General features: G+C 73.6%; 23 protein-coding genes. 11 read left to right on the top strand and 12 right to left on the bottom strand.

Annotated features, from left to right (window positions below; all coding sequences use genetic code 11):
• Positions 1 to 6: 6 nt before the first annotated feature.
• A complete protein-coding gene (locus FKD65_RS42850) occupies positions 7 to 1,251 on the bottom strand; it encodes an MFS transporter (RefSeq protein ID WP_368367189.1) in 1,245 nt (414 codons plus the stop codon).
• Positions 1,252 to 1,448: 197 nt separating this feature from the next.
• Here FKD65_RS42850 and FKD65_RS42845 point away from each other — a divergent pair, with 197 nt between their 5' ends.
• Positions 1,449 to 4,301: an FAD-binding and (Fe-S)-binding domain-containing protein gene (locus FKD65_RS42845; RefSeq protein WP_240809874.1), complete on the top strand. Its 2,853-nt coding sequence runs from the start codon at positions 1,449 to 1,451 to the stop codon at positions 4,299 to 4,301.
• A 13-nt stretch (positions 4,302 to 4,314) separates the two neighbouring features.
• Here the strand turns inward: FKD65_RS42845 and FKD65_RS42840 are convergent, their stop codons facing one another.
• On the bottom strand, positions 4,315 to 5,079 hold the full coding sequence (locus tag FKD65_RS42840; protein WP_141585886.1) for an IclR family transcriptional regulator: 765 nt from the start codon (positions 5,077 to 5,079) through the stop codon (positions 4,315 to 4,317).
• 94 nt (positions 5,080 to 5,173) lie between these two features.
• Here FKD65_RS42840 and FKD65_RS42835 point away from each other — a divergent pair, with 94 nt between their 5' ends.
• The 3 genes from FKD65_RS42835 to dmpG are packed head-to-tail and all read left to right on the top strand — an operon-like array spanning position 5,174 to position 8,000.
• Complete coding sequence (locus FKD65_RS42835) at positions 5,174 to 5,971, top strand: 2-keto-4-pentenoate hydratase (RefSeq protein WP_141585884.1); 798 nt, start codon at positions 5,174 to 5,176, stop codon at positions 5,969 to 5,971.
• A gap of 50 nt (positions 5,972 to 6,021) precedes the next feature.
• Entirely contained in the window at positions 6,022 to 6,918 is an 897-nt protein-coding gene (locus FKD65_RS42830) for an acetaldehyde dehydrogenase (acetylating) (RefSeq protein WP_141587428.1), read from the top strand.
• A 50-nt stretch (positions 6,919 to 6,968) separates the two neighbouring features.
• A complete protein-coding gene (dmpG, locus tag FKD65_RS42825) occupies positions 6,969 to 8,000 on the top strand; it encodes a 4-hydroxy-2-oxovalerate aldolase (protein WP_141585882.1) in 1,032 nt (343 codons plus the stop codon).
• A 12-nt stretch (positions 8,001 to 8,012) separates the two neighbouring features.
• Here the strand turns inward: dmpG and FKD65_RS42820 are convergent, their stop codons facing one another.
• Positions 8,013 to 8,672, bottom strand: a complete 660-nt coding sequence (locus tag FKD65_RS42820; RefSeq protein ID WP_141585880.1) for an HAD family hydrolase — start codon at positions 8,670 to 8,672, stop codon at positions 8,013 to 8,015.
• Positions 8,673 to 8,765: 93 nt separating this feature from the next.
• On the opposite strand from FKD65_RS42820, the gene FKD65_RS42815 reads away from it, so the two are divergent.
• Entirely contained in the window at positions 8,766 to 9,356 is a 591-nt protein-coding gene (locus FKD65_RS42815) for a TetR/AcrR family transcriptional regulator (RefSeq protein ID WP_205718478.1), read from the top strand.
• A gap of 14 nt (positions 9,357 to 9,370) precedes the next feature.
• On the opposite strand, the gene FKD65_RS42810 is transcribed toward FKD65_RS42815, so the two are convergent.
• Positions 9,371 to 10,267 (bottom strand): universal stress protein, encoded by an 897-nt coding sequence (locus FKD65_RS42810; protein ID WP_240809873.1) that lies wholly within the window; start codon positions 10,265 to 10,267, stop codon positions 9,371 to 9,373.
• Positions 10,268 to 10,423: 156 nt separating this feature from the next.
• On the opposite strand from FKD65_RS42810, the gene FKD65_RS42805 reads away from it, so the two are divergent.
• On the top strand, positions 10,424 to 10,978 hold the full coding sequence (locus FKD65_RS42805) for a hypothetical protein (protein WP_141585878.1): 555 nt from the start codon (positions 10,424 to 10,426) through the stop codon (positions 10,976 to 10,978).
• Between the two features lie 110 nt (positions 10,979 to 11,088).
• Positions 11,089 to 11,832 carry an aquaporin gene (locus FKD65_RS42800; RefSeq protein WP_141585876.1) on the top strand — a complete coding sequence of 248 codons (744 nt, stop codon included), beginning with the start codon at positions 11,089 to 11,091 and terminating at the stop codon, positions 11,830 to 11,832.
• 71 nt (positions 11,833 to 11,903) lie between these two features.
• On the opposite strand, the gene argG is transcribed toward FKD65_RS42800, so the two are convergent.
• On the bottom strand, positions 11,904 to 13,352 hold the full coding sequence (gene argG / locus FKD65_RS42795; protein WP_141585874.1) for an argininosuccinate synthase: 1,449 nt from the start codon (positions 13,350 to 13,352) through the stop codon (positions 11,904 to 11,906).
• A gap of 979 nt (positions 13,353 to 14,331) precedes the next feature.
• Here argG and FKD65_RS42790 point away from each other — a divergent pair.
• Together FKD65_RS42790 and FKD65_RS42785 are read left to right on the top strand one after the other, a co-directional pair.
• On the top strand, positions 14,332 to 14,589 hold the full coding sequence (locus FKD65_RS42790; protein WP_141585871.1) for a hypothetical protein: 258 nt from the start codon (positions 14,332 to 14,334) through the stop codon (positions 14,587 to 14,589).
• On the top strand, positions 14,589 to 15,281 hold the full coding sequence (locus FKD65_RS42785; RefSeq protein WP_141585869.1) for a hypothetical protein: 693 nt from the start codon (positions 14,589 to 14,591) through the stop codon (positions 15,279 to 15,281). The genes FKD65_RS42790 and FKD65_RS42785 overlap by 1 nt, the downstream gene beginning before the upstream one ends.
• 42 nt (positions 15,282 to 15,323) lie before the next feature.
• Here the strand turns inward: FKD65_RS42785 and FKD65_RS42780 are convergent, their stop codons facing one another.
• From FKD65_RS42780 to FKD65_RS45230, 4 genes are all read right to left on the bottom strand, one after another.
• A complete protein-coding gene (locus FKD65_RS42780) occupies positions 15,324 to 16,850 on the bottom strand; it encodes a class I adenylate-forming enzyme family protein (protein ID WP_141585867.1) in 1,527 nt (508 codons plus the stop codon).
• Positions 16,851 to 16,904: 54 nt separating this feature from the next.
• Positions 16,905 to 17,747 (bottom strand): SAM-dependent methyltransferase, encoded by an 843-nt coding sequence (locus FKD65_RS42775; RefSeq protein ID WP_240809872.1) that lies wholly within the window; start codon positions 17,745 to 17,747, stop codon positions 16,905 to 16,907.
• 355 nt (positions 17,748 to 18,102) lie between these two features.
• Positions 18,103 to 18,609 (bottom strand): hypothetical protein, encoded by a 507-nt coding sequence (locus FKD65_RS42770; RefSeq protein WP_141585865.1) that lies wholly within the window; start codon positions 18,607 to 18,609, stop codon positions 18,103 to 18,105.
• On the bottom strand, positions 18,606 to 19,013 hold the full coding sequence (locus FKD65_RS45230; protein WP_205718477.1) for an EamA family transporter: 408 nt from the start codon (positions 19,011 to 19,013) through the stop codon (positions 18,606 to 18,608). The genes FKD65_RS42770 and FKD65_RS45230 overlap by 4 nt, the downstream gene beginning before the upstream one ends.
• A 428-nt stretch (positions 19,014 to 19,441) precedes the next feature.
• On the opposite strand from FKD65_RS45230, the gene FKD65_RS42760 reads away from it, so the two are divergent.
• Together FKD65_RS42760 and FKD65_RS42755 are read left to right on the top strand one after the other, a co-directional pair.
• Positions 19,442 to 19,969, top strand: coding sequence for a LysR substrate-binding domain-containing protein (locus tag FKD65_RS42760; protein WP_205718476.1), 528 nt, complete (start codon positions 19,442 to 19,444; stop codon positions 19,967 to 19,969).
• 123 nt (positions 19,970 to 20,092) lie between these two features.
• Positions 20,093 to 20,914 carry an SAM-dependent methyltransferase gene (locus FKD65_RS42755; protein ID WP_141585863.1) on the top strand — a complete coding sequence of 274 codons (822 nt, stop codon included), beginning with the start codon at positions 20,093 to 20,095 and terminating at the stop codon, positions 20,912 to 20,914.
• A 66-nt stretch (positions 20,915 to 20,980) separates the two neighbouring features.
• Here FKD65_RS42755 and FKD65_RS42750 read toward each other — a convergent pair whose 3' ends face one another.
• The 3 genes from FKD65_RS42750 to FKD65_RS42740 form a co-directional block, all read right to left on the bottom strand.
• Positions 20,981 to 22,057: an NBR1-Ig-like domain-containing protein gene (locus tag FKD65_RS42750; RefSeq protein ID WP_141585861.1), complete on the bottom strand. Its 1,077-nt coding sequence runs from the start codon at positions 22,055 to 22,057 to the stop codon at positions 20,981 to 20,983.
• Between the two features lie 122 nt (positions 22,058 to 22,179).
• Positions 22,180 to 23,997: an FAD-dependent oxidoreductase gene (locus FKD65_RS42745; protein ID WP_141585859.1), complete on the bottom strand. Its 1,818-nt coding sequence runs from the start codon at positions 23,995 to 23,997 to the stop codon at positions 22,180 to 22,182.
• 88 nt (positions 23,998 to 24,085) lie between these two features.
• Entirely contained in the window at positions 24,086 to 25,201 is a 1,116-nt protein-coding gene (locus FKD65_RS42740) for a hypothetical protein (protein WP_141585857.1), read from the bottom strand.
• Positions 25,202 to 25,217 lie beyond the last annotated feature (16 nt).

Here is a 25,217-nt window from a genome sequence, read left to right as displayed (position 1 = left end):
TGCGGCCTATCCCTGCACGGCCTGGCGGCTCAGCACGGCGCGCCGGACGACCGTGGCGGTGAACACCGCCGCTGCCGCGGCCACGAGCGCGAGCAGCACGAGCCCGGCGGCGTACGAGCCGTAGCTTCCGTAGACGAAGCCCATCACCAGCGGGGGGACGAACCCGCCGAGGCCGCCCGCGGCGCCCACGACGCCGGTGACCGCGCCGACCTTGCTCACCGGGGTGAGCTGCGCGACCAGGGCGAAGGTCGCCCCGCTGCCGGCGCCGAGGGCGGCGGCCATGGCGAGGAACGCGATCGTCCCGACCGGCATCAGCGGGGGCGCGAACGCCTGCGCCGCCGCGCCCGCCACCGTGACGGCCAGGGCGACGACCATCACCCGGGCGGCGCCGACCCGGTCCGACAGCCATCCGCCGAGCGGGCGCATCACCACCGCGAGCAGGACGAAGCCCGCCATCCGGTTCGCGGCGTCCGCCTGCGACAGCCCGTACTCCGTCTTCAGGTAGGTGGGCAGGTACACCGAGAAGGCGACGTATCCGCCGAACGCCACCGCGTACAGCGCCGACATCTGCCAGGTCACGCCCATCCGGACCGTCGCGGCGAGCCTCGCGGTGAGCGGCTCGGCCGGCGCGGTGCGCCCCGGAGCCTCCCGGAGGACGAGCCAGGCGGCCGCCGCGTACACGGCGAGCAGGACGGCCATCACCACGAACGGGAACTCCATCCCGTACCGGTCGACCTCCTTGACGGTCGTCAGCGCGCTGATCGCGGTGCCGCCCATCCCGGCGCCGAAGATCCCGACCGCGAGCCCGCGCCGCCGCGGCGGGAACCAGGCGTTCACGAACGGCACGCCGACCGCGAACGTCGTCCCGGCGACGCCGAGGAAGAACCCTCCCGCGAGCAGCGACGCCAGCGACGAGTGACCGGCCAGGCCCAGGTACAGGACGGGGACGATGGTGAACAGCGAGACCGCGGGGAACATCACCCGCCCGCCGAACCGGTCGGTCAGGGCGCCGACGGGGATCCGTCCCAGCGATCCCACGACCACGGGCACCGCCACGAGCAGGGACTGCTGGAACGACGACAGCTCCAGGGCGTCCTTGAAACGCGGCCCCAGCGGGCTCAGCAGCGCCCATGCCCAGAAGTTCACCGCGAACCCGATCGTGGCCACCACCAGCATGACCATGGGTCTGCCGCCGCCGACCGCCCCGGCCTGCGCGGGGTCCGACTCCGCTGCCCGACGTGTCCCAGTCACCGTGCCCTTGCCTCCGTCAGCCCGATTTCGGTGGGCCTTCCCGGTGCGTCATCCGGATAACCATGATCGGTTTCCGCCGCACCACACTCGTGGAGCGCGGTGACGCGCGGTAGGGACCTTGGTCCCGACGAAGGCCCCGCGGGGGCGGCGGGCGCCCCCGCGACGGGCGGCGCCTCCGATGACCTACCGTGGGGACCGTGACCGACCATCGTGAGCACGGGGAACTGGTCGAGGCGCTGCGGGCCGCCGGGGTCGGCGGGGTCGACGGCTCTCCGCTCGCGCGCTCCATGTACTCCTCGGACGCCTCGCTGTACCGGGTGCCGCCGCGGGTCGTGGTGACGCCCCGTGACGCCGGCGAGCTGCCGGCCGTGCTCGCGGTGTGCCGCGACGCCGGGGTGCCGCTCACGATGCGGGGGGCCGGGACGTCCATCGCGGGGAACGCGGTCGGGCCCGGGGTGGTCGTCGACGTGAGCCGGCACCTGAACCGGGTGCTGGAGATCGACCCCGAGGCGGGGACGGCGCTGGTCGAGCCCGGCATCGTCCAGGCGCGCCTGCACCGGGTGGCGGCCGGGCACGGGCTCCGGTTCGGGCCCGATCCCTCGACCCGGACGCGCGCCACGCTCGGCGGGATGATCGGCAACAACGCGTGCGGCTCGCGGGCGCTCGGCTACGGGCGGACGAGCGACAACGTGCTCGGCCTCGACGTCGTCACCGGATCCGGAGAGCGGCTCCGGCTCGGCGACGTGCCGGGGGCGCGCGCGGACAGCGTGCTGCTGGAGCGGCTGCGGGGCTTGGTGGGCCAGAACCTGGCCCTCGTGCGGACGGAGTTCGGGCGGTTCGGGCGGCAGGTCTCCGGATACTCGCTGGAGCACCTCCTGCCGGAGAAGGGGTTCGACGTCGCCCGCGCGCTCGTGGGCAGCGAGGGGACGCTCGCGCTGACGCTCGCGGCGCGGGTGCGGATGGTCCGTGAGCCGGCGCACCGGGTGCTCGCGGTGCTCGGGTACGGGTCGATGGCCGAGGCGGCCGACGCCGTCCCGGCGATCCTGCCGCACGGTCCGGTCGCGTGCGAGGGCCTGGACTCGCGGATCGTGAACGTCGTGCGGGAGCGGCGGGGCGCCGGCGCGGTGCCGCCGTTGCCGTCCGGCTCGGGGTGGCTGCTGGTCGAACTGGCCGGTCCCGAGCCCGGGGCGCTGCGCTCCGCGGCCCGCGAGCTCGTCGCCGCGTCCGGCTGCGCAGACTCGGCGCTCGTCGAGGACATGGCGCTGGCCGACGCGCTGTGGAGGATCCGCGAGGACGGCTCCGGGCTCGTCGCGCGCACCCCCGCCGGCGAGCAGGCCCACGCCGGGTGGGAGGACGCGGCCGTCCCGCCCGAGCGGCTCGGCGCGTACCTGCGGGAGTTCGAGGCGCTGCTGGCCGGCTACGGGCTGTTCGGCGTCCCGTACGGGCACTTCGGCGACGGGTGCATCCACGTCCGGATCGACTTCCCGTTCGGGCGGGCCGGTGGCACGCGCGTCTTCCGGGACTTCCTGAACGACGCGGCCGTGCTGGCGGCCCGGCACGGCGGCACCATGTCCGGCGAGCACGGCGACGGGCGGGCGCGCAGCGAACTGCTGCCGCACATGTACTCGGCCGAGGCGCTGGCGCTGTGCTCGGCGGTCAAGGACGTCTTCGATCCGGACGACGTGCTCAACCCCGGCATCGTCGTCCGTCCGGCGGCCGTGGACGGCGACCTGCGCGCCGTGCAGACGATCCCGCTGAACCGGGGGCTCGGCCTCGCCTACCGCGACGACCGCGGCGACCTGTCCCGGGCCGTGCACCGCTGCACCGGCGTGGGCAAGTGCCGCGCCGACAACACCGGCGCGGGCGGCGTGATGTGCCCGTCCTACCTCGCGACGCGGGAGGAGAAGGACTCCACGCGCGGGCGGGCCCGGGTCCTCCAGGAGGTCGTCAGCGGCAAGCTCGGCCCGGACGGCTGGCGTTCCGAGGCCCTGCACGACGTCCTCGACCTGTGCCTGTCGTGCAAGGGCTGCGCGTCCGACTGCCCGACCGGCGTCGACATGGCCTCCTACAAGGCGGAGGCGCTGCACCGGCGGTACCGGAGGCGGATCCGGCCGCGCTCCCACTACGCGCTCGGCATGCTCCCCCGCTGGACGCGGCTCGCCGCCCGGGCGCCCGCGACGATCAAGGCGGTCAACGCGGCGCTGCGGTCGCGCGCGCTGAGGCCGCTGCTCGCCTGGGGCGCCGGCATCGACCGGCGGCGGACGCTCCCCGCGTTCGCGCCCGTGACGTTCCGGCGCTGGTTCGCCTCCCATCGCAGCCCCGAAGGGCGCCACGGCGACGTCGTCCTGTTCGTGGACAGCTTCACCGACGCCTTCTCCCCCGAGGTCGGCCGGGCGACCGTGCGGGTGCTGGAGCACGCCGGCTACCGGGTGACGGTGACGGAGCGGCCCGTGTGCTGCGGGATCACATGGATCTCGACGGGGCAGCTGGACGGGGCGCGGGCGCAGGCTCGGCGCACGGTGCGGGCGCTGCTCCCTCACGTGCGGCGCGGCGCCAGGGTCGTCGGCATGGAGCCGTCCTGCACGGGGGTGCTGCGATCCGACGCCGAGGAGCTGCTGCGGGGGGTGGACGCGGCCGCCGCGCGCGAGGTGGCCGCCGCGACCCGCACCCTGGCCGAACTGCTCGCCGAGACCCCGGACTGGACGCCGCCCGACCTGTCCGGCGTCACCGGGATCGCGCAGCCGCACTGCCACCACCACGCCGTCATGGGCTGGGCGAAGGACGCCGACCTGCTGAGGGAGGCGGGCGCCGACGTCCGGCGGCTCGGAAGCTGCTGCGGGCTGGCCGGGAACTTCGGCGTCGAGAGGGGCCACCACGAGGTGTCGGTGGCCGTGGCCGAGCAGCAGCTGCTCCCGGCCGTCCGCGAGACCGGGGACGGCGGCGTCGTCCTCGCCGACGGGTTCAGCTGCCGCACGCAGCTGCGCGAGCTGGCGGACCGCGACGGCGAGCACCTCGCCCAGCTCCTCGCCCGCCGCCTGCCCGAACCCTGACCGCTCGGCGCGGCTAGCCGCCGAGGGTGCGCGACAGGGTGAGCGCGGCGGTGTGGACGGCGGGGGCGACCGCGGCGAGCCGCATCCGGGTCGCCCAGCCCGACACCGAGAGGGCGCCGAGGGCGAGGCCGTCCGGGCCGAGGACGGGGCTGGCGGCGCAGACGATCCCGCGGCCCGACTCCTCCCGGTCGTAGGCGACGCCCTCGCGCCGGATCGCCTCCAGCTCCCGGGCGAGCAGCCCCGGCGCGGTCACGCTGCGCTCGCTGGCCTTGACCAGATCGGACTCCAGGACCCGCTTCACCGCCTCCGGCGGGGAGAACGCGAGGATCGCCTTGCCGACCCCGGTCACGTGCGCGGGCAGCCGCCCGCCCACCTGCGAGGGGAGCCGCGGAGCGCCGGGGGAGCCGAGGATCTCCACGTAGACGACCTCGCGGCCTTCCAGCACCGCGAGATGGACGGTCTGCCGGGTGGCCTCCCGCAGGTCCGACATGTACGGGACGGCGGCGTCCCGGAGCACGCGCTGGCGCGGCACCCGCTGCCCGATCTCGAAGAGCCGCAGCCCGAGCCGCACCCGCGTGCCCCGGCGCTCCAGCAGCCCGGCGTCCACCAGGTCGAGGGCGATGCGGTGCGCGGTCGACCTCGGCAGGCCGCTGCGGCGGGCCAGCTCGGCGGCGCCGAGGCCGTCGTCCTCCGGCCGGAACGCCGACAGCACCGCGACGACGCGGCGCAGGAAGCCCTCGCCGGGCGGGGTCGCCGGGGCGGGTCGGTCGGTCGGCATGGAAGAAGTGTCCCACCACGCGGGACGGGCGCGTTGCCCGCGGTGCCCCCGGCGGGAGAGGCTCGGCCTGCCCATACGACGAAAGGACGGCCCCATGGACCCGGGTTCCGTGGAGAAGGCCGCGGCCGCGCTGCTCGACGCGTACGCCACCGGCACTCCCATCTCGCCGCTGACGAAGGACCATCCGGACATGTCGGTGGTCGACGCCTACGCGGTCCAGCTCGCCCAGGTCGAGGCGTGGAAGGCCGCCGGCGCGCGGATCAAGGGCCACAAGGTCGGGCTGACCTCGGCCGCGATGCAGCGCCAGATGGGCGTGGACCAGCCGGACTTCGGCGTCCTGCTGGACACGATGTTCCTGCCGGAGAGCGCCCCGATCGACACCGGCCGGTTCCTGCAGCCCCGGATCGAACCGGAGATCGCGTTCGTGCTGGGCCGCCCGCTGGCGGGGCCCGGCGCCACCGCGGCCGACGCCGTCGCGGCCGTCGAGTACGTGCTGCCCGCGCTCGAGGTCATCGACTCCCGCATCGCGGACTGGAAGATCACCCTCCCGGACACGATCGCGGACAACGCCTCCAGCGGCGGCGTCGTGCTCGGCACGCGGCCGGTCCGGCTGGACGACCAGGACCTGTCGCTGATGGGCTGCCTGCTGCGCCGCGACGGCGACCTGATCGACACCGGCGCGGGCGGCGCCGTGCTCGGATCGCCGATCAACGCGCTGGTCTGGCTGGCCAACGTCCTCGGCGAGCGCGGCGTGAGCCTGGAGGCGGGGCACGTGGTGCTGCCCGGCTCGATCACCGCGGCCGTGCCGGTCGCGCCCGGGGAGACCCTGACGGCGACGTTCGCCGGGATCGGGTCCGTTACCGCCCGGTTCGGAAAGGAGGAGCTGACATGAGCGAAGCGAACCGGGGGGCGCGGGGGGTCGCCCCCTCGCAGAGAGAAGGCATGAGCAAGCTCACGGCGGCGATCGTCGGGCCCGGCAACATCGGCACCGACCTGCTGGTCAAGCTGAAGCGCAGCGAGCTGATCGACGTCCACTCGATGGTCGGGGTGGTGCCCGAGTCCGACGGCCTGGAGCGCGCCCGCAAGATGGGCGTCCCCGCGTCGGCCGAGGGCGTGGACTGGCTGCTGAAGCAGCCCACGCTGCCCGACATCGTCTTCGAGGCGACGTCGGCGAAGGCGCACCTGGCCAACGCGCCCCGCTACGAGGAGGCGGGGATCACGGCGATCGACCTGACGCCGGCCGCGACGGGCCCCCTCGTGTGCCCGCCGGTGAACCTGGACTCGCTGTCGGACGCCCCCAACCTCAACATGATCACCTGCGGCGGGCAGGCGACGATCCCGATCGTGCACGCGGTCTCCTCGGTGGTCCCGGTGCCGTACGCGGAGATCGTCGCGTCGATCGCGTCCCGGTCGGCCGGGCCCGGCACCCGGGCGAACATCGACGAGTTCACCGAGACCACGGCCCGCGCGATCGAGCAGGTCGGCGGCGCCGGGCGGGGCAAGGCGATCATCATCCTGAACCCGGTGGACCCACCGATGATCATGCGGGACACGGTGTTCTGCGCGATCCCGTCCGACGCCGACACCCGGGCCGTCGCGGAGTCGATCGAGAAGATGGTCGCGGAGGTCGCCACCTACGTGCCCGGCTACACGCTGCGCGTCGAGCCGCAGTTCGACGAGCCCCGCGACATCTGGAACGGGATGGCCCGCGTCGCGGTGTTCCTGGAGGTCCGGGGCAACGGCGACCACCTGCCGCCGTGGGCAGGCAACCTCGACATCATGACCGCGGCCGCAGCCCGGGTGGGCGAGCAGCTCGCGCGCAGGAAGGCCTCAAAATGAGCGAAGCGAACCGGGGGGTGCGGGGGGTCGCCCCCCCGCAGGGAGCAGGCATGAGCGACGTCACCGAGAAGATCCGGATCACCGACTCCACGCTGCGGGACGGCAGCCACGCGATGGCGCACCGCTTCACCGAGGAGCAGGTCCGCGGCGTCGTGCACGCCCTGGACGACGCCGGGGTCGAGGTCATCGAGGTCACCCACGGCGACGGCCTAGGCGGGTCGTCCTTCAACTACGGCTTCTCGCTGGAGGACGACGTCAAGCTCGTCGCCGCCGCCGTGGACGAGGCGACCCGGGCCAAGATCGCCGTGCTCCTGCTGCCGGGCCTCGGCACCGTCAACGACCTGAGGATGGCGCACGACGCGGGCGCGTCCGTCGCCCGGGTCGCGACGCACTGCACCGAGGCGGACGTGTCGCTGCAGCACTTCGCCGCCGCGCGCGACCTCGGCATGGAGACCGTCGGGTTCCTCATGCTGTCGCACCGGGTGGGCCCGCAGGAGCTGGCGCGGCAGGCCCGGATCATGGTGGACGGCGGCGCGCAGTGCGTCTACGTCGTCGACTCGGCCGGCGCCCTCGTCCTCGGCGAGGCGCAGGAGCGGATCAGCGCGCTGGTCAAGGAGATCGGGCACGAGGCGCAGGTCGGCTTCCACGGCCACCAGAACCTCTCGCTCGGCGTCGCCAACTCCGTCCTGGCGCAGCAGAACGGCGCCCGGCAGATCGACGGGGCGCTGTGCGCGCTCGGCGCGGGGGCGGGCAACTCCCCCACCGAGGTGCTGGTCGCGACGTTCGAGCGGCTCGGCGTCCCGACCGGCGTGGACGTGCAGGGCGCGATGGCGGCGGCCGACGACGTGGTGAAGCCGTTCCTGCACCGGCTCCCGTTCGCCGACCGCGGCGCGATCACGCAGGGGTACGCGGGCGTGTACTCCAGCTTCCTGCTGCACGCCGAGCGGGCCGCCGAGCGCTACGGCGTCCCGGCCCACGAGATCCTGCAGAAGGTCGGCGAGGCCGGCTACGTGGGCGGCCAGGAGGACATGATCATCGACGTGGCGCTCCAGCTCGCCGCCGAGCGCGACCGCAAGTCCTAGCGCCCGCTCGGATCAGGGCGCGAGCGGGCTGCCGTCCAGGTCGTCCAGGAGGGCGCGGGGGTCGTCGTAGACGGCCGCCGCGCCCGCCTCCTCCAGCTCGGCGCGGCTCCACCCGCCGGTGAGCACGCCCACGCACGGCATCCCCGCGCGCTGGGCGGCCTCGACGTCCCAGCGGGTGTCGCCGACGAACACGGCCCTGTCCGCGGGCACACCGGCCCGTTCCAGGGCGAGCTGGACGAGGTCGGGCGCGGGCTTGGTCGCGTCCACCTCCGAGCCGGAGGTGGCCTCGTCGATCGCGTCGTCGGCGTCCAGCGCCGCCCGCAGCGCCTTCAGCTCGGGGGTGGCGGCGGAGCTGGCGAGCACGACGCGGCTCCCCTTCCCGGAGCAGGCCCGCAGCAGGTCGGCGGCGCCGTCGAACGCCCGCACCCGCGACCAGTACTGCGCGTACAGGGCCGTGTGCGCGGTGCGGATGCCGTCGTCGGCGTCCCGGTCCCGGTCGCCCGGCAGCAGGTGGTCGAGCAGCTTGTCCGAGCCCATGCCGATCGCCCGGTGCACGTCCGCCATGGGAACGGTGTGCCCGTGCTGGAGGAAAGCCTGCCACCACGTCGTGGCGTGCAGGTAGTTGGTGTCGACCAATGTGCCGTCGACGTCGAAGAGCACCGCATCGATCATGCAGCCGCCCCTACCCCGTCAGCCCTCGGGGAACCGGGGCCCGCGCCGATCTCGATCGGTTGCACGGTGCAAGCGTTGGGATAGCGTGGCGTGATGACCCATGAGGAGCCCCGCGCGTCGACCCCCCGAGGCCTGGCACGCCGGGAGCAGCTCGTGGGGATCGGTCTCGATCTGCTGGCCGAGGGCGGCTGGGCCGCGCTCACGGCCCGGGCCGTGGCCGACCGGGCCCGGATCCGGCCGGGCCTGCTCCACCACTACTTCAACGGGCTGCCGGGCCTGCACGTCGCCGTCGCGCAGCGGGCCAGCGAAACGATCATCGATCCGGTGGTGGACGCGCTGGTCGCGGCGCCGGACGCGGCCGCCGCGCTGCGGGTGCTGCGCGAGCGCGTCCTCGCCATGCTGGCCGGGGAGCGCAACCTCAGGCTCGCCGCCGAACTGCTGGTCCGGGCGCTGCGCGACCCGCGGATGGGCGCCGAGCGGCGGGACTGGGCGCGGGACGTGCGGGCCCGCGTCGCCGGGCGGCTGGAGCACCTGCGCCCCGGCTGGCCCGCCGAGCGCCGCGAGGGCACCGCCATGCTCTTCACCGCCGTGCTGGACGGCCTGATGCTCCAGCTGATCCTCGACCCCGACCTGCCGGCCGACCCCGCCCTGCACGCGACCGAGGCCCTCGTCGCCGACCGCTGACGCGGGGCCGGGGCTCAGTCGTGCCGCGCGGGGACGATCGCGACGGCCCGGCGGGCCTCCCGGAGGATCGCCGTGCTGGTCGAGCCGAGCGGGGCGAGCCCGGCGCCGCGGTCGCCCAGCACCAGCAGCCCGGCCTCGTCCGCGGCGTCGAACAGCGCCCGCATGGGCGGCTCCAGCAGCAGCGAGACCCGGATGTCGAGCTCCGGGTACCGCTCGCGCCACGGCGCGACGGCCGCCTCCAGCTCCGCGGTGCGGGTCTTCTCCAGCAGCTCCCTGTCGTGGAACAGCGCGAGCTCGGCCGCGTCGACCGCGGCGGGCTCCCAGCACGCGTACAGCACGCGCAGCTCCCAGCCGCGCAGCGCCGCCTCGGCGGCGGCGAAGCCCAGCGCCTCGTCGCACCACGCCGACCCGTCGGCGCCCGCCACGACCCGGCGCGGGCCCTCCCCGTCCTTGACGACGACCACGGGGCGGGACGCGCCCGCCGCGAGGTCCAGCACGCCCGCGCCCTCCTCCAGCCGCTCCGGCGCACCGATCACGGTCAGCTCCGCCTCACGGGACTCGCGCAGCAGCGCCTGCCGGGCCGGGCCGCGCAGCAGCCGGCCGTGAACCGTGCCGGTCGCCCCCAGCTCGCGGGCCCGCCGCTTGCCGCGCTCGAGCAGGTTCTCCCCCGCCCGCATCATGACCGCCTCGGCGCGCGGGTCCTCGTGGCCCTCCGGGTAGGGCCAGTGCCAGCAGTGGCACATCACCAGGTCGATGCCGCGCAACCGGGCCTCCTCGATCGCCCAGCGCAGCGCCGTGTCGTTCTCCGCCGTCCCGTCGTAACCGAACAGGACGTGCGCCTGCTCGTTCCTTTGCGCGCCCTCCATGTGCCTGCCCTCCTCCTGCCAGTGTGCGCGCTCGACCGCGCTCACCTGAAGAGCTCGCTCCTACCCACCTGAAGAGCACCATCGCGCACACCATGGGAGCACCGCCTTATCCCGCCCCAAAAGCCCCACCATGCACACCTGGAAAGGCGCGTGCCCGACCGCTCCCGGGAGCGATTACTGTCACGGGCGAAGGAGGAGGAAATGAAAAGGCTTGGACGGGTTCGCCGCCGTTTCGGCTTCGACCACAACGAGCTGCGACGGGGGGTCGACCGCCGCCAGCGGGCGGTCGGCGTCGTCGCCGCACTGCTGTTCACGGTGCTCGCCCCGCCCGCGTGCGTGCTCCTGGCCGCCGACGCCTACCGCAGCGGCGTCCGGGCCGAGCACCAGAACGTCCACCGCATCACGGCACAGATCATCCATACCGACTCCCAGGGCGGGCCCGGTGTGCACCACACCTACGCCGAGCTGGCCTGGACGTCCGTGGACGGCCGGACGCGGACCACCGTGGTCCCGGCCGACAAGTCCGTCCGGTCGGGCATGGGGCAGCGCATCTGGGTGGACGCCGCGGGCAACCCGGTCCAGCGTCCGCAGACCCACGCCGCCACCGTCGCCACCACCGCCGTGGCCGCCGCGGCGGCCGCCGCCACGGCCGGGGTCCCCCTGCTGGCCGTCTACCTCCTCGTCCGCCGCCGCTGCGACCGCCGCCGCCAGGACCTGTGGGACGAGGGCTGGACGAGACTGGCGCAGCACGCCTGATCCGTTCCCCAAGCGGCCCCCATTTCTGGGTCACGGCGACCACCGCGAGACGATCTTCAGCGCCCCCGGGGGTAGGTCGACGGCATCAGACCTCGGGGGAAGGGGAGACCGTGTTCCGGAGGATCGCGGCGGAGCTCGTCGGCACGCTGCTCCTGGTCTACTTCGCGGTGGGCGTGGCGACCCTGTCGTTCGGGTTCGGCGTCGCCGGCCGGAGCCTGTCGGCGGGCGTCGTCGCGACGGCGCTCGCCTTCGGCCTGGTGCTCCTGGTCCTCGTCTACGCGATCGGGCCGATCTCCGGGTGCCACGTCAACCCGGCCGTCACGCTGGGCGTGCTGCTCGCCCGCCGGATCCAGCCGATGGACGCCGTCGGCTACTGGATCGCCCAGTTCGCCGGCGGCATCCTGGGCGCGCTGCTGCTCTGGGCGACCTTCTCGGCCTCACCGCTCTACGACCGCTCCGTGACCGGCCTCGGCGCGGACGGGTGGGGCGCCGCCAGCCTCATCCGCATCGACATGGGCGGCGCGTTCCTCACGGAGGTCGTGCTGACCGCGCTGTTCGTGTTCATCGTGCTGTCCATGACGAGCACGGCGGCCATCCCGTCCGTCGCCGGGGTGGGCATCGGCCTCGCCCTCTCGACCGTCCACCTCGTCGGCATCCCGATCACGGGGACCTCGGTCAACCCGGCCCGCAGCCTCGGCCCCGCCGTGGTCGTGGGCGGGACGGCCCTGTCGCAGGTGTGGCTGTTCATCGTCGCCCCGCTGGTGGGGGCCGTGGTCGCCGCGGCGCTGCACAGCTTCGTCGGGCCGCCGGAGAAGGAGACCCCCCTCCCGCCCGTCGAGGAGGAGACCCCCTAGCCCGGCCGGGTGGACCCCGACCCGGCCGGGGGCGGGCTCAGCCGGTCGGACGCCGAGCCGGTGGAAAAGGCTCAGTCGGTGCCGGATTCCATGGCGGCGCGGTCCAGGAACTCGGCGTCCCCGGAGTCCTTGCCGCGGGACGCGATCATCTCGGCGCCGCCCGCCGGCATCGCGCCGATCAGCCCGGTGGAGGCCGCCTGCGCGGCGCCGATCAGGGCCGGGTGCGAGCTGCCGACCATGCCGAGCCCCGCGTACTGCTCCAGCTTGGCGCGGGAGTCGGCGATGTCGAGGTTGCGCATGGTCAGCTGGCCGATCCGGTCCAGGGGGCCGAAGGCGGAGTCCTCGGTGCGCTCCATGGACAGCTTGTCGGGGTGGTAGCTGAACGCCGGACCGGAGGTGTCGAGGACGGAGTAGTCCTCGCCGCGCCGCAGCCGCAGGGTGACCTCGCCCGTGACCGCCGTCCCGACCCACCGCTGGAGGGACTCGCGGAGCATCAGCGCCTGCGGGTCGAGCCAGCGCCCCTCGTACATGAGCCGGCCGAGCCGCCGCCCCTCGCTGTGGTAGGTGGCGAGGGTGTCCTCGTTGTGGATCGCGTTCACGAGCCGCTCGTAGGCCGCGTGCAGCAGCGCCATGCCGGGCGCCTCGTAGATGCCGCGGCTCTTGGCCTCGATGACGCGGTTCTCGATCTGGTCGGACATGCCGAGGCCGTGCCGCCCGCCGATGGCGTTGGCCTCCAGCACCAGGTCGACGGCCGACCCGAACTCCTTGCCGTTGATCGTCACCGGGCGGCCCTGCGCGAAGCCGATCGTGACGTCCTCGGCGGGGATCTCCACAGCGGGGTCCCAGAACCGCACGCCCATGATCGGCTCGACCGTCTCGATGCCGGCGTCGAGGTGCTCCAGCGCCTTGGCCTCGTGGGTCGCGCCCCAGATGTTGGCGTCGGTGGAGTAGGCCTTCTCCGTGCTGTCCCGGTAGGGCAGCCCGCGGACGAGCAGCCACTCCGACATCTCCGTGCGGCCGCCGAGCTCGGTGACGAAGTCGGCGTCGAGCCAGGGCTTGTAGACCTGCAGTGACGGGTTGGCCAGCAGCCCGTAGCGGTAGAACCGCTCGATGTCGTTGCCCTTGAACGTCGAGCCGTCGCCCCAGATCTGGACGTCGTCCTCCAGCATCGCGCGGACCAGGAGGGTCCCCGTGACGGCGCGCCCGAGCGGGGTGGTGTTGAAGTAGCTGCGGCCGCCGGACCGGATGTGGAACGCGCCGCACGCCAGCGCGGCGAGCCCCTCCTCCACGAGGGCGGCCCGGCAGTCGACCAGGCGCGCGACCTCCGCCCCGTACTTGGCGGCGCGGCCGGGCACCGAGGCGATGTCGGGCTCGTCGTACTGCCCGATGTCGGCGGTGTAGGCGCACGGAACCGCGCCCTTGTCGCGCATCCACGCGACGGCCACCGAAGTGTCGAGACCGCCGGAGAAGGCGATCCCGACGCGCTCACCGACGGGCAGGGAGGTCAGCACTTTGGACATGAGCACAAGTATGCACGCTTCTGCATGAACATGCAACGTCCCCCGTCCGCGCACGTCAGCCCCCCTGCCGACCGCCGAGCCCAAGCCCTTCAGCATCACGCTGCCGCCTCCGGCACCCCCGAGGTGAAGCGTCGGCGCCGCACCAAGGGCCATGCCCACCGGCCACCAGTGCGGGACGCCTCGCCCGGAGGCCGTTCCACCACCCGCACCGCCGGCGGCATCGACATCGCCCCTTCAGGGCCGTTCAACCACACGCCACCGGATTCGCTCCGGTTTCGCACTCGCGGCATTCGCCTCCCGCACTTCTCCATGAACAGGGCGACCGCCGCGAAAGCCCGCACCCCGAGTGGCACCGACTCGAACGGGAATATGCGGCACTCTATTGATGCCCCATTCGTCGCGACTAGAGACAGGACACCGGTACGGCCCGGTTTCATTATCAGCGACCGTGGCACCAACATTTGCCGCGCAAGTTGCACGGCCGGAATGGGAATGACCGTAATGTTCCGCCATGTAGCGGGAGAATGACCGATTGTGGCCGATGATTTTCCATTCCGCGCGGTCTCGCGTTCCCTGGTTCATGGCAGCGACGGCGGTCTGCCGCAGGAGCGGAGGAAGCGTTCCGTCGTGGATCTGCCCGAGCCGGTCCCGCTCGGCCGATCCTCGGGAAGTGATCCTCGGCATGCCGAGCCCGAACGAAATTGTCCGGTTACTCCGGATTGCACAGAAGGGAAGGAGACGCGATGAGGTCGGTTCGGCAAACAGGCGTTACCCGCCAAAGCAGTCGAGAGGTCGTGGAACGCCCGCGCTGCGCGCCGGCGGGGACGGGAAACCCGGGGGGCCCGAAAGCGAAGTGGTTTCTAACGCCGCCGAGAGCTTTCCATCTGTTGGGCTCCCCCCTCTTCCAAAAGACGACCCGGTCACGGGAAGATTGGGACCGGTAACGCAGAGCCACCACCAACGGAAGCCAGAACTGATCATGGACACGCCCGTCAACCCCGCTGACCAGGCGTTAGCCCGTCTCCGCGAGGACTTCCAAGGCCACCGGATCTGGCGCGCGACGCGCTACGACGGAAAGCTCGGCGACTGGGTCGCCACGCTGCACGACCCAAAGGCCGGCATTGACCCGACCGTTATATGCAACAGCGCGGACGAACTCCGCAAGGCGCTCACCAACGAGCTCAGTCGGGCGGCCTGCCGGCCTGCGCACGTGCCCGGTAAGTGGGGGCGCCGGTAATGGGGTGGATCGAACCGAAGAATCTCCACACCGACGCCTCGACAACCTCCATAACAGACCATCTTGACCGACTCGCGCAGGAAGTCGTCCGGCAGGGGTGGGCGGCCGTACCGCGCTACGAGGGGCCCTGTCCGCTCCTGCGCGTCTTCGACCCGGCCGTCCCGGGCTTCGGCGAGAGCATCATGCTCGTCCCCGGGGCGGCGCCGGATCTCTGGCGGTACCGGTCGAGCGCCGGCGAGGATCTGGGCCCGCACACGGATCCGGCCCGCGCGGCCGGGCAGGTCACCCGGATCCTCACGCCGTTCGTGACGGCCGCGCGCGGCGCCTGGGCCCGGCGCACGCCGCGCGGCGCCACGGCGGCCGGCCGTACGGTGTCGAGCCGCACGGTGGTCGGCTGCACGGCGCCCGGCCGCACGGCGCCAAGTCATGCGGTACCCGGCCATACGGGTCCGAGCACGGCCGGTCGTCCGGCGCGTCCCGTGCTCCCGGCGCCACCGCCCGACCCCGATCCGTCCCGGACGCGGACGATCGCCGACCTCCACGCCCGCTTCGGGGTCATCTGCTGGTGGGGCGCCCACACCAAGGAGTGGTGGGCCCTCGTCCCCGGCGCGGCGCGGTGGAGGCTGGTCAGCGCGACCGCGTCGGAGGAGCTCGCCGAGACCATCATCGCCGTCCACGCGGTCTCCCAGTGATCCGGCGGCCGGGGAGGCCGTGCCCCTCCCCGGCGCCCGGAGTCACGTCGAGACGGGGCGGTCGCCCTCCTTGAGGAGGGCTTTGTGGATCTTGCCCACCGGGGTCAGCGGAACGTCGCCGGTGATGACGAACTGGCGCGGGACCTTGTAGTCGGCCAGGCGGTCGCGGCAGTAGGCGGCCAGCTCGTCGGCGGTGGGCGGCTCGGCGTCCGGGCGGGGGACGACGTAGAAGCGCCCGACCTCGCCGAGGACCTCGTCCGGGACGCCGATACCGGCGGCCATCGCGACCTTCGGGTGGGTGGTCAGGACGTTCTCGACCTCGACCGGGTAGACGTTGAAGCCGCCCTGGATGTACATCTCCTTCTTGCGCCCGCGGAGGACCAGGTGCCCGTCGGGCTCCATGGCGACCATGTCCCCCGTGGCGAGCCAGCCGCCCCGGAGGAAGACCTCGGCGGTCTCGTCCGGCATGTCCCAGTATCCGGCGGCGACGCAGGCGCCGCGGATCTGGAGCTCGCCCGTCTCGCCCGCGGGCAGGACGGTGCCGTCGGGCCCCGTCACCCGCGCCTCGAAGTCGCCGATGATCGCACCGAGGGTCCGGGAGACCGTCTCGGGGTCGTCGTCCATCGGGGACAGCACGCAGGCGCCGGAGGACTCCGACAGCCCGTACAGCCCGTAGAGGGGCGCGCCGGGGAATGCGCGCCGGATCGCGTCGGCGAGCGCGGGTTCCACGTTGGAGCCGCCCGCCATGCACAACCGCACGGACGACACGTCGTGCTCGGCGAAGTCGGGCCGGCCGAGCATCAGCACGTACATCGTCGGGACGGCCCCGAGGAACGTCACCCGGTGGCGTTCGATCGCGCGCAGCGCGGCGTCCGGCGAGAACGCGGGCAGGAGCGCGACCGAGCCCCCGCTGACCAGCGCCGCCATGATCGTGCAGGTGATGCCGCCGACGTGGTTGAACGGGAGGTGGCCGAGCAGGACGTCGTCGCCCCTCATCCCGAAGTGCTCGGCCTGCGCCGAGGCCGAGGCCAGGACGCCGCGGTGGGTGATGACCGCGCCCTTCGGACGTCCCGTGGTCCCGGAGGTGTAGAGGATCATCAACGGATCCTCCGGGCCCACACCGGCGCGGGCCGCGGAGAGGGACTCCGGGGCCGGGTCCGTGGCCAGGGCGTCGAAGCCCGCACCGAAGTGCACGGCGGGGAGCCCGGCCGACTCGAAGTACGCCGCGAAGTCGAAGCCGGGCACCGACTCGACGCTGATCACCATCCGGGCGCCGCTCTGGCCGAGCATGTGGGACAGTTCCCGCTCCCGGTAGCGGACGTTGAGCGGGACGACGACCGCGCCGATCCTGGCCGCCCCGAAGAACGCCGCGAGCCACTCGGAGGTGTTGGGGCCGAGGAGGCCGATCCGGTCGCCCCGGCCGATGCCGCGGGCCAGCAGGCCGGCCGCGACCCGGTCGGCCAGCTCGTCGAACCCGGTGAACGTGATGGTGTCGTCGCCTTCGTGGAGGAACGCCCCGTCCCGCGCCGCCGCGGCCTCGAGCGCCCCTCCGACCGTCACTGCCCGCATGTCGCCTTCCCTCGTCCCGGTGGCATCTCATCAGGGAGCGGTCGTGCACACACCTCAGAGCTTGCGGCCGACTCCGGCGTAGAACCAGATCGGCAGGGCCTCCTCGAGCGTGACCGGACGCTCGGGCCGCCACAGCGGCGCCCAGACGATGCCGGGGTCGACCAGCTCGAAGTCGCCGAACAGGCCCGTGACCTGTTCGAGAGTTCGCGGCGTCCCGGGCGCGTTCGTCCGCTTGTAGACCTCCACGACCTTCGCGACGATGTCGGGCACGCCGTCGGCCGAGGCGTGGGTGATCGCCATATGGCTGCCCGGGGCGAGCGCGTCGCGCAGCTCGGCCATGACGCCGGGCGGGTCGTCCTCGTCGGGGATGAAGTGCAGGGTCGCGATCGTCAGCAGCGCGACCGGCTTCCCGAGGTCCAGCAGCCGGGAGATCTCCGGGTGCTCCAGGATCTCGCGGGGCCGGCGGATGTCGGCCTGGACCATCCGGGTTCCCGGCGAGTCGGCGAGGATCGCCCGGCCGTGCGCGACGACCTGGCCGTCGTAGTCGACGTAGGCGACGCGGGCGGCGGGGTTCACCGACTGCGCGATCTGGTGGACGTTCTGCTGGGTGGGCAGCCCGGTGCCGATGTCGAGGAACTGGTCGATCCCCTGCTCGGCCATGTACCGGACGGCGCGGCCCATGAACGCCCGGTTCTCCTTGATCAGGGTGGTCAGGGTCGGGTCGGCGGCCTTGGCCTCCTCGGCGCGGAGGCGGTCGGCCTCGTAGTGGTCCTTGCCGCCGAGGTAGTAGTCGTACATGCGAGCGATGTTCGGAACGCTCGGGTCGAATCCGCCTGGCCGAAGCCGCTCGCCTGCCACCGCGCCTCCCTCGACGACCCGCCCCGTGCTGATCTTCACACGCCACCCTACGGTCTGCAATCGCCCCACCGGACCGGTCCACACCAATGACCGATCACGATTCGGTCCGGCGGCCCGGACGGGGCTGCGGGCCTCCGCCGCGCCGCGGCCGCCGCCCGGGAGCCAGGGCCGGCGAGAGGCCCGTCCGGCGAACCGGACAAGGCCTGCCGCCGCGGCTAGGGGACTGTCTCGAAGTGGCCTCGGCCACGCACGCGAACGCGTGACCTGCCCGGTGAAGCGACGCCGGAGGCGAGCGAAACCGGGCAGATCGCGAAGCGATGCCGCGTTCGCCCAGGCACGGTCACGCAGCGAGCCGCCAGGCGAGCGAAGTGGGCCGGGACTGAGTCAACACAGCTCAGAGCTTGGGGGTGCCCTGAAGGCCCCAGGTCTTGTTCCCGTCGCCGTCGTCGTTGACGTTGGCGACGACGTGCCCGTCGGCGCTGTTGCCGCTGATGTTCACGTAGGAGGCGGAACTCGGCAGCCGGCAGGTGCGCGAGCCGGAGGAGCTGCCGTTGATCGCCGAGGTGAAGTCGCAGGTCCTGGTCTTGACGTCGGCGTCGTTCTGCTCGATCCGCACCTGGACGTCGAAGTTCTCGAACTTGCCCGACCCCGAGTCGCCCCAGCTGACCTCGGCGGTCGCCCACTTGTAGCTGTCACTGCCTCCCGAGCCGCCCCAGTTGCGGTAGATGCAGAGCTTGACCGTGACGTCGGCGTTGAAGCCGTTGGTCGGATACTCCTTGGAACTCGACGCGCACCGCGTGTCGGTCGCGTTCGCGGGTCCCGCCAGCGCCAGCGTCCCGAGACCCGCCAGCGACGTCGCCGCCAGCCCGGTGGCCAGGATCCGGCCCATCCGCTGCTTCACTTGCCCTCCTGTCCTGGAGAGGCCGCGAGGCTCTCCTTGATCACCAACGACCTTACGGACGACCCCAAATCAAGATCAACTTTTTCTCCGACGGCCGCGCCGGACGCCGCCGCGGAGACGCGGGCGACGGCGAGCCAGGCGCACCATGTCAGGCGCTCGTCCAGGAGCAGGAGCCCGGCGAACGCCCCGGCGGCCGGTTCGAGGCTGACCATCACGGCGACCGTGCGCGCGGGCAGCCTGCGCAGCGCCGCCATGTCCAGCGACCAGGGGACGACGGCGGACAGCAGCGCGAGTCCGAGGCCCGCGAGCAGCACCTCCGGTCGCGGCGGCGTCCCGGACGCGGGCGTCGCGAAGGGCATGGCGAGCAGCGCCGCGAACGCCACGGCCCAGGCCAGCCGGGGCACCGTCCAGCGCCCCGGCGGGCTCGTTCAGGACGAGGTAGGCGGCCATGCAGGCGCCGGAGGCCGGCGCGAGCAGGACCCCCGGCGGCCGGCATCGCCGAGCCGGAGGGGCTGTGGAGCAGGAGCACCCCGGTGGCCGCGAGGGCGGGCCCACGGCAGGTCGGCCGGGCCGCGCGCCCTCACGAGCGCCAGCGTGAGCGGCCCGAGGAACTGCAGTGTGGACGCCACCCCGACCGGCAGCCGCGCCATCGCCGGGTAGATGAGGTGCATCCCGGCGATCGCCGCTCCGAGCGCCGCGACGAGGGCCGCCGACTCCCGGGGCGGAGGGCCGGGGCGCTGGACGAGCAGCAGGACGAGGGCCGCGAACGTGGGGCGACGGGTGCTGCGGCACGCCGACGTCCTGGCCGCGCAGTGGGAGCGGGCCCGTGCACATGAGCGAGAAGGAGAGCGAGGACGCCGCCCACCTGCTCCTCGCCCGGCACTGCGACATCGCCGTGGTCATCCCCACCGAGCGGACTCCGGCTCCCGTCGACGCGCGGTTCGCGCAGTGGCCGGTGCTCGACGCGCCGCAGGACCTGCTCGTCCCGGCCGGGCATCCGCTCGCCGCGCGCGGGGCGGCCCGGCTCGCCGACCCGGCGGCCGAGCCCTGGATCGCCTCACCGGACCGTCTCGACCAGGACCAGCTCATGCTCGCCGCCTGCGCCGCCGCCGGATTAACGCCGCCCGTCGCCCACGAGGCCAACGAGTGGTTCGCCGTCTCGGCCCTCGTCGCCCGCGGGTTCGGCGTCGGCCTGGTCCCCCGGCTGGCGCCGCTGCCACCGGACGACGCCGTCGTCCGGGTGCCGCTGCGGGGCCGGCCGTGCCGTCCCGGCGCATCATCGCGATCGTCCGCCGGGGCAGCGAGGCGCAGCCGCCCATCGCGTGCGGTCTGGAGGCCCTCCGCGCGGCCGCGACCTTGAAGATCGAAATGCGTGCGGCCCTACCTTGAGTAGGGCGGGCATACCGGAAAGTAGCGTGCCATACTGGGCGATTCCCCGGTGGCCGCGCGTCACCGCTCGGATGTCAGCTGATTGGAGCAGCCCATGCCCTTCCCCGCGGGGCACGAGCCGCAGGCCTTCGATCCGACGGCGCCCAACGAGAGCCGGATGCACGACTACTTCCTCGGCGGCAAGGACAACTACGCCGCGGACCGGGAGGCGGCGCTCCAGGCGATCGAACTGGCACCGGAACTGCCCGTCCTCGCGCGGGAGGGCCGCAAGTTCCTCGACCGCGTCGTGCGGTTCCTCGCGGGCGCGGGGATCCGCCAGTTCCTGGACCTCGGGACCGGCCTCCCGACGCAGGGGAGCGTGCACCAGATCGCCCAGGCGGTGGCGCCGGACTGCCGGGTCGTCTACGTCGACAACGACCCCGTGGTCCGCGTCCACGCCCAGGCGCTGCTGGGCCGGGATCCCCGCACCGCGGTCGTCGAGGCCGACATGCGCGATGCCGAGGCGATCGCCGGCGATCCCGCCCTGCGCCGCCTGATCGACCTCGACCAGCCGACGGCCCTGCTGTTCTTCCACGTCCTCTACACGATCCCCGACGACGACGAGGTGGCGCAGTGCGTCAGGCGGCTGGGCGAACTGACGGCCCCGGGCAGCTACATGGCGATCTCGCATCCGGTCAGCGACCTGTGCCCGGAGGTCACGGCGCGGCTCGCCTTCCTCTACCAGCAGCAGACCCACGCGATCCGCGGCACGCCCCGGTCCAACGTCCGGACCCGGGCGGAGGTGGAGCGGCTGTTCTCCGGCTGGGACCTGATCGAGCCCGGCATCGTCTACCTGCCCCTGTGGCGCCCCGAGCACGAGACCCTCGAGACGTCCCGGCCGATCTGGAGCGTCGGGGGCGTCGGGCACAAGCCCTGACGCCCGTCACGCCACCGGCGCGCTCCCCCGGTAGCCGACATGCGAAATCCACGCCATTGCCGACGGTTATTTCACTATCAGCTGGAAGTTCACCGGCCGGTTGCCAGGGAATGCCACCGCGCCATTGCCGTCGAGCATCTTGAAACGCACGAAACAGAAGGCCGGGCCGGGTGGCGCGGTCACCTGGGTCCGGATGTCGACGACGCCGCCGGGCGGTGTCTCCGGGATCGGGACGTCCACGATCGTCTGGCACTGGCCGCGGCTCTGCGGCAGGTCGACGCGGTGCAGGGAGTAGCCCCGCCACGCGACGGTGCCGCCGTTCCTGAACCGCCACACCTTCTCCGCCCTGGCACCGCGGACGACGCGGGAACAGTCGGGCAGGGTGACGTCCGCCATGAACACCGCCTGGTCGCCTTCGTGGGCGGGGGCCCTGGGCGGCGGGTTCCGCTGGCGCACGGGGCAGTCGGACGGGGCGACCGGCGGACTGGCGGAGGTCGGCCGGCGGACGACGGTGTTGCCGGTGGCGTCCGGGATCAGGGAGTCCCCGATCAAGGCGGCCGCGGCGACGACGGCGGCCAGGACTCCCAGCGCGGCGTACCTGCGGCGCGACCGCGCTAACCGTCGCGCGCGCCCGGGCTCGACCACGTACGGGACGGCGGCGCTGCCGGGAAGTCGCACCAGCTCGCCGCCCCGGCGCCGCTCGTCCTCAGGCTGCGGGCCCCGGTCCCGTGCGCGTCGGGCGCCCGCCGTCGGCCCGGTCGGCACGGTCTTCTCGGTGGCCGGCCCCGCCTCGACGACGTCGCGCGGAGCGACCGGATCGTTCGGCGCCGCGTCGGCGGACGGCGGCGCCTGCCCGGCGGCGCCCGCCGCGCGGACCAGCCGGTTCGCGGCCGTCCAGCGCTCGCGGTAGACCTCCGGATCGGCGCCGCATGCCTTGACGAACTCGCCCGTCGTCGCCCAGCTGGGAAGCCGGTTCCCCTGGGCGGCCTCGTGCAGGGTCGTGTGCGAGATCGCCCGCGACCGGCCCGCCATCTCGCGGAACGACGGCGTGCCCACCGAGGCGCGCAGTGCCCGCAGCTCCGCGGCGAAGTCCTCGATCGCACGGGCGCGATCGTTCTGCGACCTCCCCGGTGCGCCCGACACGTCCAGCTCCCTCGTCTACCGCACATAGGCGCGACGGCGGCGTCGCGTGGCCCGCAGATTACCGGGCTCCCGGGGTTCTGGGTAGCTTGCCGTAATGTCGGAACGACGTCATTCGGAAGCGGTCATTCGGAAATGGTGTCGAAGAGGTTGGGCAGGCCGGCGCGGTGGCGCCGGGCGTCGAGCCGCTTGAGGCCGTCCAGTTCGGGCGGCTGGTAGAGCCGCCACACCGGGACGCGCTCCGCCTGAGAGCCGGCCGCGTCCAGCAGCGCGTTCACGGCGGCGCGCCCCGACTCGTTGGCACCCTCCATCGTGGCGAGGTCGACGTTCGTGCGGACGTAGTCGCCGGCCATGAACAGGTTCGGGATCCGTGTCCGGGCGCCCGGCCGCTTCTCCCAGCTTCCGACGGTGTTCACCATCAGCGGCTCGTCGTTGGCGTTGCTCCCGGACGCGGGCCGCCAGGTGATCGCGGGATCCAGGAACCACGAGTGCAGCAGGTCGTCCGGGAGGACGGAGCGGCCGGTGTCCTCGAGATGGTCCTTCATCTGCGCCCAGCACTCCTTGGCGATCTGGGCCCGCGTGCACTTCTTGGCGGGTTTCCCGTAGACGATCCCCGGGGTGTCCCAGTCGGAGATGTCCAGGGACAGGCAGTCGGCCACCCGGCCGTCGCCGTAGTCGCGGGTGAAGTCGCGGTCCCAGAGCCTGCTCTGCAGGACCGCCGTGATCTGCCACGGCGAGTCCATGAAGTTGACCTCCTGGTCGAGGCCGCGCGGGGAGCGGCGCAGGAAGAACTGCAGCCCGTTCATCCACTCGGTGCGCAGGTCCCGCATCGACGCCAGGCCCGGGTCGAGCGCGAGGACGTCCGGGGACAGCAGCGCCAGGGCGCGCTCCACCGGCATCGCGCAGACGAACCAGTCGGCGCCGGCGGTGCGGCGGCGGCCCGCCGCGTCCACCAGCCGGACGGAGCGGACGCGCCCGCCGCCCGCCTCCAGTGCCTCGACGGTCTGGCCGACCTCGAAGCGGACTCCGCGTTCGCGCAGGTGGCGCACCCACGGATCGATCCACGCCTCGTTGGTGGGGGCGTTGAGCATGCGGGCGAGGCCGCCGTCGGCGCCGAGCCCGAGCCCCGACAGCAGGAACGCCTCGCCCATGGCGCCGACCGTCCGGGTGCTGGCCACCTCCTCCTTCACCGCGACGAGGCCCCGCGTCAGGAACCGCGCCACGATCGCGCGGTAGTCGCCGGACTTGCCCTCGGCGCGCACGTACTCCCACCACGGGACGTGCTCCCACTGGCCGAGCCTCCGCTCGTCGCTGCTGGTGAGGTAGACGAGGTAGCGGTTGACGAACACCGCCAGCTCGGATGCGGGGATGGCGGCCGCCTGCTGGACGAGGCCGGTCAGCGTCTCCTTCAGGACGTCCAGGTCCACTCCCCCGCCGGGCCCGGACAGCTGCGGGACGATGATGTCCGAGCGGCCGGCGTTGCGGGAGATCCGCGTCGACGAGAGCGCGATCAGGTTGTCGTGGACGCCGCCGGAGTTGCCGGGGAACGGGATGCGGCGCATCGTGTCCGGCACGTGGCGGTAGAAGCCGGGGAAGAACCGGAAGCCGTGCTCGCCCGGCAGGTCGCGCCGCCCGCCCGCGCCCGTGCCCGCGACGGGGATGCTCCGCGCCTTGCCGCCGAGCGCCCGGCGTTCGAAGACGGTGACGGCGAACCCCCGTTCGGCCAGCTCGTGGGCGGCGGCCAGCCCGGCCATGCCGCCGCCCAGCACGGCGACCTCGGGTCGCTTCCGCCCGGCCGCCGCATGGGCGGCCGGGGCGGCCAGCACGGTCGCCGCGCCGGCGGCGGCCGTGCCGTACAGGACGCGGCGCCGGGTGACGCCGCTCGGGTCGCGCGGCTGTGCCGCCGGGCCGGGGGTGTTCTGCTGCGCGTGCGGGCTGGCCATGGTCGCCGTCTCCTCGGGGTGGGTGAACGTGCGGATGAGCGCGCCGGGCGGGAGGGTCCGCCGGTCGGACCGCGGGGACGTCCGCGGGTCAGGACTGCGGCAGCCGCGCCCGCAGCGTGCGGATGTGCTCGATGAGTCCCAGCGAGCCGGGGACGGTGCGCCCGAGCGACTCGGGCAGCGCGAGCAGGCCGGAGTCGAGGACGAACGGGTCCACGACGTGGAAGCTCGTGCGGAGCCCGGGGCGGGTCCCCTTCAGCCCCTGCGGGGTCGCGAGCAGCGAGGACGGGCAGCTGAGCGCCGTCGTCTCCGGGTAGGAGAACAGCCCCGACACCCGCCAGTCCGACAGCTTGATCGTGCTCATGCACCCGTAGGTCTCGCGGGCGGTGACGCGCCCCACCACTCCCTGCCAGGTGCCGTCGCCCTTCACCACGCCGCCGAGGAGGGTGGCCGTCCCGTCGGGCTCGTGGGAGACGCCCCACTCCCAGCCGGAGTAGCGCTGGTCGACGACGCTGAACCGGCCCCAGTTGTGGTCGTGGTAACCGCGCCACCCATTCACGCTGACGCGCGCGGACGCGCCCGGCGGCCGGAGCCAGCCGCGGACCCGGCTCGTCGCGACGGGCGCGCTCCAGTACATCGTCTGGTCGCCGTCGTAGCGGATGGGCCCCCCGGTGACGCCGGGGAGCGCGCGGTCGAACCAGATGTCGGCCTTGGCGAACGTCCCGTGCCAGCGCAGGTGGTAGGCGCCGCGGCCGCGGTCGAAGACCAGGCTCCCGGCGCTGCTCTCGACCACGGGGCCGTCGGCGGCGGTCACCCGCGCGGTCGGCTCCGGCAGGACGGTCTTGGCCCCCCTCTCCGGGTACCAGAAGATCACCGCGGTGGGGACGGGCGCGGTGAACAGCATCGCGATGAAGGTGCGGTGCGTCGACGGATCCATCACGTGCACGTACCACCACTCGGTGGTGGAACCGGGGTGCGGCCCGTCGTCGGACGGTTCGGCGAGCTTGCCGGGCACCTGGGTGAGGTCGGAGCGCTTGATGTCGGTGCGCGGGATCCAGGAGTCCGGCCCGGCCGTGGGAGCCTCCGCCGGCGGAGCGGCCGCGGCCGGGCGGGCCGCGCCCGGGACGAGCGCGGTGGTCGCGAGCGCCAGCGCCGTGGTCGAGAGTGCCAGCGCCGTCGCGGCGCGTTGGACGGTGGAGCGGATCACGTTGAGCCTCCTCGGC

This window comes from Actinomadura sp. WMMA1423 (genome assembly GCF_006547145.1).
In the GTDB taxonomy this organism is placed as follows: Bacteria; Actinomycetota; Actinomycetes; order Streptosporangiales; family Streptosporangiaceae; genus Spirillospora.
This window is presented reverse-complemented; position numbering and strand designations above follow the sequence as displayed.